Source organism: Halobacillus litoralis, from assembly GCF_009856355.1.
Lineage (GTDB): Bacteria > Bacillota > Bacilli > Bacillales > Halobacillaceae > Halobacillus > Halobacillus litoralis_B.
Window position 1 is genome coordinate 112,302 of record NZ_WMEW01000007.1, and the last position, 13,357, is coordinate 125,658.

Annotated in this window: 15 protein-coding genes and 2 riboswitches; of the genes, 14 read left to right on the top strand and 1 reads right to left on the bottom strand. The window is 46.4% G+C overall.

Going from position 1 to position 13,357, the window contains the following annotated elements; translation table 11 throughout:
* Position 1: 1 nt before the first annotated feature.
* The 6 genes from GLV97_RS11635 to GLV97_RS11660 all read left to right on the top strand — a co-directional run bounded on the left by GLV97_RS11635 (position 2) and on the right by GLV97_RS11660 (position 4,902).
* Positions 2-1,177 (top strand): acetyl-CoA C-acetyltransferase, encoded by a 1,176-nt coding sequence (locus GLV97_RS11635; protein ID WP_160838455.1) that lies wholly within the window; start codon positions 2-4, stop codon positions 1,175-1,177.
* Between the two features lie 16 nt (positions 1,178-1,193).
* The gene (locus GLV97_RS11640; protein ID WP_160838457.1) at positions 1,194-2,975 is read left to right on the top strand and encodes an acyl-CoA dehydrogenase family protein; all 1,782 of its coding nucleotides are present in this window, start codon (positions 1,194-1,196) and stop codon (positions 2,973-2,975) included.
* Positions 2,976-3,281: 306 nt separating this feature from the next.
* A complete protein-coding gene (locus tag GLV97_RS11645) occupies positions 3,282-3,641 on the top strand; it encodes an arsenate reductase family protein (protein ID WP_160838459.1) in 360 nt (119 codons plus the stop codon).
* A gap of 84 nt (positions 3,642-3,725) precedes the next feature.
* Positions 3,726-4,109: a glycine cleavage system protein GcvH gene (gene gcvH / locus GLV97_RS11650; RefSeq protein WP_027956409.1), complete on the top strand. Its 384-nt coding sequence runs from the start codon at positions 3,726-3,728 to the stop codon at positions 4,107-4,109.
* A 127-nt stretch (positions 4,110-4,236) separates the two neighbouring features.
* A complete protein-coding gene (locus GLV97_RS11655; protein WP_160838666.1) occupies positions 4,237-4,584 on the top strand; it encodes a topoisomerase in 348 nt (115 codons plus the stop codon).
* A gap of 9 nt (positions 4,585-4,593) precedes the next feature.
* Positions 4,594-4,902: a thioredoxin family protein gene (locus GLV97_RS11660; RefSeq protein ID WP_237416976.1), complete on the top strand. Its 309-nt coding sequence runs from the start codon at positions 4,594-4,596 to the stop codon at positions 4,900-4,902.
* Between the two features lie 108 nt (positions 4,903-5,010).
* Here the strand turns inward: GLV97_RS11660 and GLV97_RS11665 are convergent, their stop codons facing one another.
* Entirely contained in the window at positions 5,011-5,430 is a 420-nt protein-coding gene (locus GLV97_RS11665; RefSeq protein ID WP_160838461.1) for a TlpA family protein disulfide reductase, read from the bottom strand.
* Between the two features lie 100 nt (positions 5,431-5,530).
* A riboswitch (SAM riboswitch) is annotated at positions 5,531-5,633 on the top strand.
* Positions 5,634-5,799: 166 nt separating this feature from the next.
* Positions 5,800-5,913, top strand: a riboswitch (SAM riboswitch).
* 78 nt (positions 5,914-5,991) lie between these two features.
* On the opposite strand from GLV97_RS11665, the gene GLV97_RS11670 reads away from it, so the two are divergent.
* From GLV97_RS11670 to sufU, 8 genes are all read left to right on the top strand, one after another.
* Positions 5,992-7,017 (top strand): methionine ABC transporter ATP-binding protein, encoded by a 1,026-nt coding sequence (locus GLV97_RS11670; RefSeq protein WP_160838463.1) that lies wholly within the window; start codon positions 5,992-5,994, stop codon positions 7,015-7,017.
* The gene (locus tag GLV97_RS11675; RefSeq protein WP_160838465.1) at positions 7,010-7,678 is read left to right on the top strand and encodes a methionine ABC transporter permease; all 669 of its coding nucleotides are present in this window, start codon (positions 7,010-7,012) and stop codon (positions 7,676-7,678) included. Before GLV97_RS11670 ends, GLV97_RS11675 begins: the two co-directional genes overlap by 8 nt.
* Before the next feature lie 23 nt (positions 7,679-7,701).
* The gene (locus GLV97_RS11680) at positions 7,702-8,544 is read left to right on the top strand and encodes a MetQ/NlpA family ABC transporter substrate-binding protein (protein ID WP_160838467.1); all 843 of its coding nucleotides are present in this window, start codon (positions 7,702-7,704) and stop codon (positions 8,542-8,544) included.
* Positions 8,545-8,610: 66 nt separating this feature from the next.
* Positions 8,611-8,976 carry a carboxymuconolactone decarboxylase family protein gene (locus GLV97_RS11685; protein ID WP_160889723.1) on the top strand — a complete coding sequence of 122 codons (366 nt, stop codon included), beginning with the start codon at positions 8,611-8,613 and terminating at the stop codon, positions 8,974-8,976.
* A 606-nt stretch (positions 8,977-9,582) separates the two neighbouring features.
* Positions 9,583-10,362, top strand: a complete 780-nt coding sequence (gene sufC / locus GLV97_RS11690) for a Fe-S cluster assembly ATPase SufC (protein ID WP_027956417.1) — start codon at positions 9,583-9,585, stop codon at positions 10,360-10,362.
* 18 nt (positions 10,363-10,380) lie between these two features.
* Complete coding sequence (sufD, locus tag GLV97_RS11695) at positions 10,381-11,688, top strand: Fe-S cluster assembly protein SufD (RefSeq protein WP_160838471.1); 1,308 nt, start codon at positions 10,381-10,383, stop codon at positions 11,686-11,688.
* Positions 11,688-12,908, top strand: a complete 1,221-nt coding sequence (locus GLV97_RS11700) for a cysteine desulfurase (RefSeq protein WP_160838473.1) — start codon at positions 11,688-11,690, stop codon at positions 12,906-12,908. The genes sufD and GLV97_RS11700 overlap by 1 nt, the downstream gene beginning before the upstream one ends.
* Positions 12,898-13,341, top strand: a complete 444-nt coding sequence (gene sufU, locus GLV97_RS11705) for a Fe-S cluster assembly sulfur transfer protein SufU (protein ID WP_160838475.1) — start codon at positions 12,898-12,900, stop codon at positions 13,339-13,341. Before GLV97_RS11700 ends, sufU begins: the two co-directional genes overlap by 11 nt.
* Positions 13,342-13,357 lie beyond the last annotated feature (16 nt).

The window sequence follows — 13,357 nt, forward strand, 5'->3', positions numbered from 1 at the left end:
ATTGAAAGAAGCAGTGATTGTAGCGGGGGCAAGAACACCGGTGGGCCGTGCCAGGAAAGGCGCGCTCGCCCATACGAGACCGGATGACCTGGCCGCTTTAACGATAAAGGAAACGTTGATAAGAGCCGGAGGTTATGAAGGGAATATTGACGACGTCATTATCGGATGTGCCATGCCGGAAGCTGAACAGGGAATGAACATGGCCCGCAATATTTCAGGTCTGGCAGGACTTCATCACAAAGTCCCTGCCATTACCATTAACCGGTACTGTTCTTCCGGTCTGCAGAGTATCGCCTATGCAGCTGAAAAAATTATGCTTGGTCACAGTGACACCGCTCTTGCCGGAGGGGCTGAATCGATGAGCCTGATTCCAATGGGCGGACACGTTATAAAACCAAATATCGAACTGGTGGAACAGGCCCCTGAATATTACATGTCCATGGGGCATACGGCCGAAGCGGTAGCCACCCGCTTTGGAATTTCAAGAGAGGACCAGGATGCTTTTGCTGTTCAGAGTCACGAGCGTGCGGCACGGGCGATTCAGGAAGGGAAATTCGAGGATGAAATTGTCCCGGTGGAAGTGATAAACCGGGATCTTGGCTCCGATCATAAAGTGAAGGAATCCAAAAAGATGTTCGCTGTCGATGAAGGGGTGCGGCCTGGTACAAGGCAGGAAATACTGGCGAAGCTGAAGCCTGCATTTTCTGCCAGAGGTTCAGTAACAGCGGGAAACTCTTCACAGATGAGCGACGGCGCCGCATCTGTTCTTGTAATGGATCATGACAAGGCAAAGTCTGAAGGGCTGCAGCCCCTGGTGAAATTCCGTTCCTTTGCCGTAGCTGGAGTTGAACCTGAAATTATGGGAGTAGGCCCTATTGAAGCAGTGCCGAAAGCACTCAAAATGGCCGGATTGTCCACCCAGGATATTGGCTTATTTGAACTGAATGAAGCATTCGCCTCTCAATCGCTTCGCGTCATCCGTGAGCTTGGTCTTGATCCGGAAAAAGTCAACGTGAACGGAGGAGCCATCGCTCTTGGTCATCCGCTGGGATGCACAGGGACGAAGCTGACATTGAGTCTTATTCATGAAATGAAAAGAAGAAACGAACAATTCGGTGTTGTAACAATGTGTATCGGCGGCGGTATGGGTGCTGCTGGAGTCTTTGAACTAATCTAATGGGGAGGCACAACCAATGAGTGAATTAAAAGAGATGATTAAAGGTGGCGGATTTATTGTCGAGGACGTGACGGCGGACCAGGTCATCACGCCGGAGGATTTTACAGATGAACACTTGATGATTGCCAAGACAGCCGAAGATTTTGTGCTTGGAGAAGTTGTTCCAAAGATTGAGAATCTGGAAAACCACGAATTTGAACATTCTGTTGCTCTTCTGAAAAAGGCGGGCGATCTGGGACTGCTCGGCGCCGATGTCCCTGAAGAGTATGGCGGCCTGCAGCTTGATAAAATCAGTTCATCCTTAATTACAGAGAAGTTCTCCCGTGCCGGCGGTTTTTCTGTCACTCATGGGGCGCACGTTGGAATTGGTTCACTTCCAATTGTATTTTTCGGAAACCATGATCAGAAAAATAAATATCTTCCTGTTCTTGCTGCTGGGGAGAAGATTGCCGCTTATGCCCTGACTGAGCCGGGCTCAGGATCTGATGCCCTCGGAGCTAAAACGACAGCGAAGCTTAATGAAGCCGGCACCCACTACATTTTGAACGGGGAAAAACAATGGATCACCAACTCTGCTTTTGCCGATGTATTTGTCGTTTATGCCAAGATTGATGGAGACAAATTCACAGCCTTTATCGTAGAAAGGGAGTATCCAGGTGTATCCACGGGTCCGGAAGAGAAAAAGATGGGGATCAAGAGCTCATCGACCCGTACCCTCATTCTTGAAGATGCAGAGGTTCCAGTGGAAAACGTCCTTGGGGACATCGGAAAAGGCCACGTCATCGCCTTCAACATTCTGAATGTCGGTCGTTATAAACTGGCCATCGGCGGTGTGGGTGGAGCGAAGCGCGCCATTGAACTTTCTGTTAAATATGCCAAAGAAAGAAAACAGTTCAAAACCCCGATCGCTCAGTTCCCATTAATTCAGGAGAAAATAGGATCGGTTGCAGCGAATACGTACGCCAATGAAAGCTCCGTCTACCGTACGGTGGGCTTGTTTGAACAAAGTATGGGTAAGCTTTCTGATGAAGAGCTGAAAGACGGGGCTGCTGTTGCCAAGGTTATTGCGGAGTATGCCATTGAATGCTCCTTGAATAAAGTGTTCGGAACAGAACTGCTCGACTTTGCTTCGGATGAAGCTGTACAGATCCACGGGGGATATGGATTTATGGCGGAATACGAAGTAGAAAGAATGTACCGCGATTCCCGGATCAACCGGATTTTCGAAGGGACGAACGAAATCAACCGGATGATCGTACCGGGGACGCTCCTGAAGAAAGCGATGAAAGGCGAGCTTCCTCTCCTGCAGAAAGCGCAGGCACTACAGGAGGAAATCATGATGATGATGCCGGAAGAGCCGGGTCTCGAGCCGCTGGAGCAGGAGAAATATTTAGTGAAGAATGCGAAGAAGATCGGTCTTCTTGCTGCTGGCCTTGCGGCACAGAAATATGGAGAAAAGCTGGATAAGGAACAGGAAGTCCTCGTTAACATCGCTGACATGGTCGGTGAGATTTACAATATGGAATCGGCTCTGCTCCGTACGGAGAAAGCCATCAGCCGTTCAGGAGAAGAAAAGAACAAGCAGAAGCTCCTCTACACCCAGGTGTACGTCCAGGAAGCGTTCAACCGTATCGAGGCTCACGCGAAAGAAACGCTGATTGCAGCTGAAACCGGGGATTCGCTTCGTATGATGCTCGGTGCGCTTCGTAAACTGACACGCCATACGCCGACAAACGTCATTCCGAAGAAGCGGGAAATTGCCCGGGGATTAATTGAATCAGAAAAGTATTACGTATAATGTACAGGGCTGTCGAGAGCGTTCTCGGCAGCCTTTTTCATAAGAAGAAGCGCTGCTTGTCCACTCTGTTTATCCGAGGACGTTTTGTTGAAAATGCCTGGGCTGCCCACCGGGCCCCTCGCTTTTCCCAGCCTTAAAGGCGGGCGTTTTATCTTAGGGAGAGCTTTTCTGCAAGGCTTGTAAAAGGAGTATAAGGACAGTTGGAAAGAATGAGAAAAGGAATTGAAGGGAAAAGTAAATTTCGATGAAATGAATGTCTCCATTGTGATAAAATAAGACATAACAAGTTGGAAGGAGGAGGAGCATATGCCTGTTACCTTCTACTGGTACCCCAATTGTGGTACTTGTAAAAAAGCGAAGAAATGGCTGGATGATGAAGGGGTTGCTTACGAGCCCGTACATATTGTTGAACACCCCCCTTCTCAGGAGGAGTTGAAAAACCTGGCAGCCAGGAGTGAAAAACCTTTGAAGAAGTTTTTCAACACCAGTGGGAAGAAGTATAGGGAATTAAACTTGAAGGAAAAGCTGAAAGAAGCTGATGAAGAAGAGATGCTGCGGCTGCTGTCTTCGGACGGTATGCTTATCAAACGGCCGATTGTGACCGATGGAACGAACGTAACCGTAGGTTTTAAAGCTGATGAATTTGATAACGTCTGGGGCAGATGAGCAGAACATTGGAAATAAAAGCGTAAGGCTTTTATGTTTATAACTGTTGTTACACTAAAACAAGAACTGTGGAGGTAATCGAATATGAGCTTACCAAAAGATCTGCGTTATTCTCAGGAACATGAATGGGTAAAAGAAGAAGGGGAAAAAGTAAGAGTCGGAATCACGGACTTTGCTCAATCTGAACTTGGGGACATCGTGTTTGTAGAGCTTCCTGAAGTAGGGGAGGAACTGAAAACAGATGAGCCTTTCGGAAGTGTGGAATCTGTTAAAACGGTTTCCGAATTGTATGCTCCGATCAGTGGTAAAGTGGTGGAAGTGAATGAAGACCTGGAAGACAGTCCTGAATTTGTGAACGAGTCCCCTTATGATAAAGCCTGGATGGTTGTTGTTGAACCAAGCGACTCTTCTGAAGTTGAGCAGCTTATGTCCTCAGAAGAATATGAAGCGATGATTGATGAAGATTAATGAAAACAGGTAAGCCGTTGTACAGGCAGGACTGATGTTTCCTTGTCTGACATGATCGTGCTTGATCTTAATCATGTTCAGACCATGCCCCAGGGCATGGTCTGTTTCTATATAGTAGGTGATGAAGATGGATGGAGAACGGATTGTGATTGTTGAAGGGATTACTGATAAGAAAAAATTAAACAAAGTGCTGGATGAGAAGATTGAGATCATCTGTACGCATGGAACGCTCGGTATTGAGCGGATGGAAGAAATGATCTTCGAGCATAACCTGGATGAACGAACCGTCTATATCCTCGTCGATGAAGATGATTCAGGCTTTAAACTTCGGAAGATGCTGACAGAAGAACTGCCGCACGCCGAGCATATTTATATTGATAAAGCCTTTAGAGAAGTGGCGGCTACTCCCGAGCCGGAACTCGCCCGTGCCCTGTTAAGCCGTCATTTCAGCGTAAAGTCGATGTATTTAATTTAGGAGGAAGTTTTGCAGAATTTAATACAAAATGAGGCAGCCCGGGTGCTGTCCTCGTATGAAAAAACGATGACATTTATTCACAGCCCTTTCTGCGGGACGTGCCACCTTGCCCGCAAAATGCTGATAACGTTGGAAGAGATGTATGAAAAACCACTATTCAAGGAAATGAACGCCTCTCTGCATCCTTCATTGATGGAGCATTATCGAGTTGAAAGTGTTCCATGCCTCTTAATCACACATAAAGGAGAAGTTCTTGAAAAGGTCTATGCTTTTCAATCCGTCCCACACATGTATGAAAAGATTATTCCGTATCTATAACCCGCCTTTATTCCCCGGGAAATGACAAGTTGAAAAACAAGGCCAAACCCGTCCTATATATCTTAGGACGGGTTTGGCCTTATTTCTTACGTCAATACCATGGATTTTTTAAACGATTTCACCTAAAGACTGAACAATATCAAGGAAGGAAGCTTTATCCCCGAAAGTTCGGTGAATCCTGCCTTCCTGGTCAATGATAATGGTGGAAGGGACGCCCTGGCACGCAAACGTATCATAGAAGTGCCGCCCATCATCCAGCAATGTGGGCTGCTTCAAAAACTTTTCGGCATATTCTTTTCCAGCTTCCGTACTGCGTTCACGGCCCGGGACGTTGATCGTGACCATCTCGACTTTATCTTTATCCATTGTTTCAAAAAGCTGCTCTTTTTTAGGCAGGTCTCTTCCGCAGTCAGGACACCAGGAGGCCCAGAAAGTCAGGACGATCACTTTCCCTAAATGATCGCTCAAATGATAGGTGAATGGTTGATCGATATATGGCAGTTCGAATAGAGGCGCGCGTTCCTTCATGATTTCATCTCCTTGCTGTAAAAATGTACCTGTGCATGTTTTCTTTGACGTTCATACAGACTCCATGCTAACATAACATATAATTTCATAGCGACATCATAACTTATCCAGAGTGGTGGAGGGACTGGCCCTTTGAAACCCGGCAACCGGCTTGAAAGCACGGTGCTAAATCCTGCAGAGCGTAATGCTTTGATAGATGAGATTCCGTACAGTCTCTTCTATACAAAGGAAGAGATTTTTTTGTGTCTCCGGCTGTTCTTCTTTTCTGAAAAGTGGCTCATTTCTGTTGACACGATGAGGGTAGAGTGCTAAAATCCACTTTGTAGTTATGAAATGAATTAAAGCAGTAATAATTTAATAAGCTAAAATCTCTTATCCAGAGTGGCGGAGGGACTGGCCCTACGATGCCCGGCAACCAGCAGGTGTAACCGACCTGTCAAGGTGCCAAATCCTGCAGAGCATAACAGCTCTGACAGATGAGAGAACAGAAGATACATTGTTATTGAAACGCCATTCTGTTCTCGAACAGAATGGCGTTTTTTGAATGGGAGGGAACACATCATGATTACAATCAAGGATCTTTCTAAAGTTTTTCAAACGAAGGATCGGGAAGTGAAAGCTGTTGATGGCTTAAGCCTTACGATAAATAAAGGGGAAATCTACGGCGTCATTGGTTATAGTGGAGCGGGTAAAAGTACTTTTATCCGGCTGTTGAACCGTTTGGAGGATCCAACAGAAGGCAGCATCCACGTCGGTGATCAGGATTTAACGGGCCTCAGTAAGAATAAACTGCGTATCGCCCGCCAGGATATCGGAATGATTTTTCAGCATTTCAATCTGCTTTGGTCCAGAACAGTCTATGATAACATCGCTTTTCCGCTGGAAATTGCCGGTGTACCGAAGGAGGAGCGGAGCCGAAGAGTCAACGAACTGATTGACCTGGTCGGTTTATCCGGCAGAGGGAACTCCTATCCATCCCAGTTGAGTGGTGGACAGAAACAGCGTGTAGGAATTGCCAGGGCGCTTGCCAACAATCCGAAAGTCCTTCTTTGCGACGAAGCTACATCCGCCCTGGACCCGGAAACGACGGACTCTATATTGGATCTTCTCGTTGATATCAACGAAAAGCTCGGACTGACCATTGTACTGATTACCCACGAAATGCACGTCATCCGTAAAATTTGTCATCAAGTGGCAGTTATGGAACAGGGGAAAATCGTTGAAAAAGGCGATGTGCTGGACGTATTCCTTCACCCCGAACAACCAGTGACGAAGAAATTCGTTGACCAGGTAATGGGCGATCAGGAAAAAGAGCATTCTCTGAAATTGATTAAAGATAAGTACCAGTCCGGCAAAATAGTCCGGCTGCATTTTGTAGGAGAAAGTACCAACCAGGCGCTGATCAGTGAGGTCTCCAGGAAATTCGTCCTGGATGTCAATATTCTTCACGGGAAGATCACGCAGACGCAAAAAGGAGCTTACGGAACGATGTTTGTCCAGTTTGTTGGAGACGATGAGGAAGCAGCCCGGGCGATCGAATATATACGCTCGACTTCTGTGGAAGTGGAGGTGAACCCGGATGCTTAATGGATTACTGCCAAACGTACGCATGGAGGACATGATTACAGCAACAAATGAAACGTTGTATATGACTCTGATTTCCGTAGCCGGCACATTTATCCTCGGGATCCTGCTCGGCCTGCTGCTTTATTTATCTGGTCCGGGAGGGCTCTGGCAGAACAAAGTGGTCAATGCGGTGACAGCTTCTGTCGTAAACATTTTCCGTGCCATTCCTTTTATTATATTGATCCTGCTTCTGTTCCCGTTTACAGACTTCTTGATTGGAACGATCCGCGGTCCGAACGCAGCACTTCCGGCGTTAATTATCGGAGGAGCTCCGTTTTATGCGAGACTTGTGGAGATTGCATTGAAGGAAGTGGAAAAAGGTGTCGTGGAGGCAGCGAAGGCGATGGGAGCTAAATCATCAACGATCATTTTCAAAGTCCTTCTGCCTGAATCCATGCCTGCCCTTATTTCAGGAATTACGGTGACCGCTATTGCATTGATTGGTTATACCGCCGTGGCGGGTGCGATTGGTGCCGGTGGTCTTGGGGACTTTGCTTATTTCTACGGTTTCCAGCGTAGTAATTTCGATGTTGTCTTCATTTGCACGGTGCTCATCATTATTATTGTGTTTATTTTCCAATTCATCGGAGATTATGCTTCCCGTAAATTGGACAAAAGATAAAAAACAAAAGGGAGAGATTCGTCATGAAAAAAATCTGGACATCAGCGGCTGCGCTGTTATTGGTTCTCATTCTTGCCGCCTGCGGTTCTTCTGAGGAAGATTCCTCCAGCGGTGAAGGAAATACGGAAATTACAGTAGGAGCAACAAGTGTTCCTCACGCCGAAGTTCTTGAAGAAGCAAAGCCGCTTCTTGAAGAAGAAGGGATTACGTTAAATATTGAGGAGTATCAGGATTACATCCTTCCAAACCAGGACCTGGCCGAAGGACGTATTGATGCAAACTATTTCCAGACGATTCCTTATATGGAACTTCAAGAGCAGGATAATGAAGATTATGATTTTGCCAATCTCGGCGGGATTCACATTGAGCCCATCGGTGTGTACTCCCAAAAGTATGACAACCTTGAAGACGTAGAAGAAGGTACCGAATTCGTAATGAGCCGTTCTGTATCCACCCACGGCCGTGTATTGACACTTCTTGAAAAAGAAGGATTGATCAAACTGGACGAGAGTGTGGAAAAAGTGGATGCCACGGTCAATGATATTGTCGAGAACCCTAAAAACCTTCAGTTTGATACCGGCGTGGACGCAGCCGGCCTTCCTGAAGTGTATAACAAAGAGGAAGAAGTCCTTGTAGCGATTAACACGAACTACGCGATTGAAGCTGACCTTGTGCCCAAAGAGGATGCCATCATTCTTGAAGGGACAAACTCCCCTTATGTGAACGTCATCGCTGCTCAAAGCAAAGATGAGGACAATGAGGCCTTGAACACGCTTGTGGAAGTCCTGCGTTCTGAAGACATTCAAACCTTCATTGAAGAGGAATACGAAGGAGCAGTTATCCCTGTCTCCGGCGATTCTGAATAACGGATAAAATAAGTGACTGCGGTTTATACTAACCGCAGTCACTTATTTTTTATGGGAGGTTTTAACATGCAGGATCAGAGTATGACGTGGACGCAGACATATTTACATGATTATAAAGAAGGAATGGGTGTCTTTGCGGAACACATGCCTGAAGTCGCTCATCAATTCAGTCAGTTTTCCCAGGAGTGTTTTAAAGCCGGAGAGCTTTCACAAAAAGACAAGCAGCTGATGGCTCTCGGAATCAGCATCGTGGCCCAGGATGAATATTGTATGATCTACCACACAAAAGGCTGTGTCGATCAAGGAGCTTCTGAAAAAGAGATTTTAGAAGCCTGCGGAGTAGCGGCAGCTTTCGGAGGAGGGGCAGCTCTCAGCCAGGCGGTCACTCTTGTCCAGGACGCCTATAGTGATTTAACGAATAACATCAACTAATTGAATAGTTAGAAAATTGAAGAAAAACAAATGTATTAAATGGAAATGCGATTATTAAACGCTTACATCCGCCTGCGGGTCCGCACATGAATGAAAATACGGTTTCAGCCGATTTTATACAGGGTAAAGTTTTATGATAACCTAAATTGTGTAAATAATCTGAAAGGGTTGATTCGTTATTAATGACCATCTGCAGTTGAATTACACCTCTGAAATGGAAAAGGCTATGCATCAGGCTCACAACACGAGTTATGCGGAATACAGCCGGAGACTGGACACTCGGCTGGAAGTAGAACAAAAGCGTCAGCGCGAATTCGAAATGACTCAGAAAATGCATGCCCAGGTGGATCGTCAATTGCATAAATAATGTTTAGGAACGAATCGATCAGGTGGCTTTAGTCACCTGATTTTTTCATGTTATACTAATGTAGGAAAGTGAGAATGTACATGAATCAATGTCCAGTTTCCCCTTCCTTTTTAACGGTGGGAAAAAGTTGATTACAAATAAAAAATGATTTAAGATTATAATGAGAATAAATTGAGAATGAATGTTTGTTTTCAGTCTGACTGGACATTCGATAATAATAGATACTGGAGGTATACATTATGGCAGGATCAACATTAGAAATTAAAGATCTTCACGTAGAGATTGAAGGTCAGGAAATCCTTAAAGGTGTAAACTTAACAATCAACGGCGGTGAATTCCACGCAGTTATGGGACCAAACGGAACAGGTAAGTCCACTTTGTCCTCTGCAATCATGGGGCATCCGAAGTATGAAGTAACGAAAGGTGAAATCATCCTTGATGGTGAAAACGTACTGGAGATGGAAGTAGACGAGCGTGCGAAAGCCGGTTTGTTCCTGGCCATGCAGTACCCGAGTGAAATCAGCGGTGTAACCAACTCCGACTTCCTGCGTTCTTCCATTAACGCCCACCGTGAAGAAGGTGACGAAATCTCTCTTATGAAATTCATTAAAGAGATGGACAACACGATGGATACGCTTGAAATGGACAAAAACATGGCTCAGCGTTACTTGAACGAAGGTTTCTCCGGCGGTGAGAAAAAACGGAACGAAATTCTGCAGCTGATGATGATCCAGCCGGCGATTGCCATTCTGGATGAGATTGATTCCGGTCTGGATATCGATGCCCTTAAAGTTGTTTCCAAAGGGATCAACGAAATGCGCAACGACTCCTTCGGCTGCCTGATCATTACTCACTACCAGCGTCTATTGAACTACATCACTCCTGATAAAGTACACGTGATGATGCAGGGTCGTATTGTGAAGTCCGGTGGTCCGGAACTTTCCCAGCGCCTTGAAGAAGAAGGATACGACTGGATCAAGCAGGAGCTTGGCATCGAAGACGAAACGGTCAACGCGTAATAAGATAGGAGGGTAATCATGACAGTAGAAGTCACACTACCATACGATAAAGAGTATGTTACAAACTTTTCCCAGGGTCTTCAGGAACCTGAATGGATGAAGAATCTTCGTCTAAGTGCTCTGGAGAAATCAGAATCTCTTCCACTACCAAAACCAGATAAAACCAATATTTCTAAATGGAACTTCACAGAATTCGATCACCATGTCACGAGTGATAAGATTGAAAATCTGGATGATCTTCCAGTTGAAATCAAAGACTTTTTAGATCAGGAAAAAGAACAGCAGAATCTTGTGATTCAACGTAACCATACCGTTGCCTATGCTGCGATTGAACAGCAGCTGAAGGACAAGGGTGTCATCTTCACTGACATGTTGACAGCCGTTCGTGAACACAGTGATCTTGTTGAGAAATATTTCATGAATGATGCGGTTCACGTGGACGAGCACCGTCTGACAGCGCTGCATGCGGCCCTTGTGAACGGCGGAGTTTTCCTTTATGTCCCGAAAAACGTCCAGATCGAAGAACCGATTCAGGCGATTTTCTGGCAGGAGGATCCTAAAGCTTCTCTGATTAACCACATTCTTGTTGTGGCAGAGGAAAACAGTTCTGTCACGTATGTGGAGAACTATATTTCCCACAATAAAGAAGAGAAAACCTCTTCCAACATCGTGGCAGAGGTCATCGCTAAAGACGGAGCGAAGGTTTCCTTCGGTGCGGTGGATAACTTTGAAGCCGGAACGACTGTTTATGCAAACCGCCGTGGCGTAGCCTACCGTGATGCTGTCATTGAATGGGCTCTTGGACAGATGAATGAAGGGGACACGGTCTCTGAAAACATCACCCACCTGATCGGTGACAACTCCCACTCCAATGCGAAAACTGTAGCCATCGGCCGCGGGGCGCAGAAGCAGAACTTTACGGCGAACATCACCCATTTCGGTAAAGGATCGGATGGATATATCCTTCAGCACGGGGTTATGAAAGATAAGGCCTCTGCGATCTTTAACGGAATCGGCAAAATTGAACACGGCGCTAGTAAATCCAATGCGGAGCAGGAGTCCCGTGTACTGATGCTCAGCAAAGATGCACGTGGTGACGCGAACCCAATTCTTCTCATTGATGAAGATGACGTTACAGCCGGGCACGCTGCTTCTGTCGGCCGTGTCGATCCAATTCAGCTTTATTATCTTATGAGTCGTGGAATCTCTCGTTTTGAAGCGGAGCGTTTGATTATTCACGGATTCCTGGCACCTGTGGTGAACCAACTGCCTGTAGAGGCAGTGAAACGCCAGCTTAGACAGGTTATTGAAAGGAAAGTCTATTAATGGATGTAAAAGCTGTACGCGAACAGTTCCCGATCCTTCATCAGGAAGTGAATGGGCATCCGCTCGTGTACTTGGATTCGTCGGCGACTTCTCAAAAGCCTGTACAGGTCATTGAGAAGCTTGATGAATACTACCGGGGATATAATTCCAACGTTCACCGCGGTGTGCATACACTGGGAACGAAAGCAACAGATGAATATGAAGGTGCCCGCGAAAAAGTACGCCGCTTCATAAATGCTTCCAGTACACAGGAAGTCATTTTCACACGTGGTACAACGACAGCTATCAATACAGTAGCAGCAAGCTACGGACGCGCGAACCTTTCTGAAGGTGATGAAGTCGTCATCACTCAGATGGAGCACCACAGCAACATTATTCCATGGCAGCAGATTGTGAAAGAAACAGGGGCGGAATTGAAGTATATTCCGATGCAGCCGGATGGCACCGTCCGCCTGGAGGATGCGGAAGCAACGATTACTGAGAAAACCAAGATTGTAGCTATGATGCATGTATCCAACGTACTCGGTACGATCAATCCGGTGAAGGAAGTTGCGGAAATCGCCCACCGTAAAGGTGCTGTTATGCTCGTGGACGGAGCTCAGAGTGTCCCTCATATGAGCATTGACGTCCAGGACCTGGATGCAGATTTCTACGCCTTTAGTGGTCACAAAATGTGCGGCCCGACCGGCATCGGTGTGCTGTACGGAAAGAAAGCCCTGCTGAACAAAATGGAGCCGGTGGAATTCGGTGGCGAGATGATCGATTTTGTTAACCTGTATGATTCTACGTGGAAAGAACTCCCGTGGAAATTTGAAGGGGGTACACCAATCATCGCAGGCGCTGTCGGTCTTGGTGCAGCGATCGACTTTCTAACTGATATCGGTCTTGATAACATCCGTAAACATGAAGAGAAGCTGGCTGCCTATGCCGTCCAGGAAATGAATAAAATCGACGACATGAAGATTTTTGGACCTGAACATCGTGCTGGACTTGTGACGTTCAACCTGGGTGATGTCCACCCTCACGACCTTGCAACCGTGCTTGATGCAGAGGGAGTGGCCGTACGTGCAGGACATCACTGTGCACAGCCGCTCATGCGCTGGTTGAATGTTTCGGCTACAGCCAGAGCTAGCTTCTATCTATATAACACAGAAGAAGATATAGACCGACTTGTCGCTGGATTACAAACAACAAAGGAGTATTTTGGTGATGTCTTTTAATAACCTGGATACCCTTTATCGTCAAGTCATTATGGATCACTATAAAAACCCGCGTAACCGTGGTTCCATTGAAGGAGACCCAATGATCGTGGATATGAATAACCCGACCTGTGGAGACCGCATCCAGGTTTACCTGCAAGTGGAGGACGGACTGGTTCAGGACGCGAAGTTTGATGGAGAGGGCTGTTCCATCAGCCTTTCCTCCGCATCCATGATGACACAGGCGATTAAAGGCAGACCCGTTGATGAAGCATTAAAAATGTCCGAGCTGTTTTCTGACCTGATGCAGGGGAAAGATATTGATGAAGACGGTCTTGATCTTGGCGACATTGAAGCCCTTCAGGGTGTAGCCAAGTTCCCGGCACGCATCAAATGTGCGACACTGGCATGGAAAGCCATGGAAAAAGGTGTCGGAGAAGAGAAGCAGGACTAAAGCTTTTGCCAATACC

Excerpts from the sequence above, each read along its gene's own strand:
- GLV97_RS11640 (WP_160838457.1), top strand. The coding sequence starts at position 1,194 with ATGAGTGAATTAAAAGAGATGATTAAAGGTGGCGGATTTATTGTCGAG.
- GLV97_RS11645 (WP_160838459.1), top strand. The coding sequence starts at position 3,282 with ATGCCTGTTACCTTCTACTGGTACCCCAATTGTGGTACTTGTAAAAAA.
- gcvH (WP_027956409.1), top strand. The coding sequence starts at position 3,726 with ATGAGCTTACCAAAAGATCTGCGTTATTCTCAGGAACATGAATGGGTA.
- GLV97_RS11655 (WP_160838666.1), top strand. The coding sequence starts at position 4,237 with ATGGATGGAGAACGGATTGTGATTGTTGAAGGGATTACTGATAAGAAA.
- GLV97_RS11665 (WP_160838461.1), bottom strand. The coding sequence starts at position 5,430 with ATGAAGGAACGCGCGCCTCTATTCGAACTGCCATATATCGATCAACCA.
- GLV97_RS11670 (WP_160838463.1), top strand. The coding sequence starts at position 5,992 with ATGATTACAATCAAGGATCTTTCTAAAGTTTTTCAAACGAAGGATCGG.
- GLV97_RS11675 (WP_160838465.1), top strand. The coding sequence starts at position 7,010 with ATGCTTAATGGATTACTGCCAAACGTACGCATGGAGGACATGATTACA.
- GLV97_RS11680 (WP_160838467.1), top strand. The coding sequence starts at position 7,702 with ATGAAAAAAATCTGGACATCAGCGGCTGCGCTGTTATTGGTTCTCATT.
- GLV97_RS11685 (WP_160889723.1), top strand. The coding sequence starts at position 8,611 with ATGCAGGATCAGAGTATGACGTGGACGCAGACATATTTACATGATTAT.
- sufC (WP_027956417.1), top strand. The coding sequence starts at position 9,583 with ATGGCAGGATCAACATTAGAAATTAAAGATCTTCACGTAGAGATTGAA.
- sufD (WP_160838471.1), top strand. The coding sequence starts at position 10,381 with ATGACAGTAGAAGTCACACTACCATACGATAAAGAGTATGTTACAAAC.
- GLV97_RS11700 (WP_160838473.1), top strand. The coding sequence starts at position 11,688 with ATGGATGTAAAAGCTGTACGCGAACAGTTCCCGATCCTTCATCAGGAA.
- sufU (WP_160838475.1), top strand. The coding sequence starts at position 12,898 with ATGTCTTTTAATAACCTGGATACCCTTTATCGTCAAGTCATTATGGAT.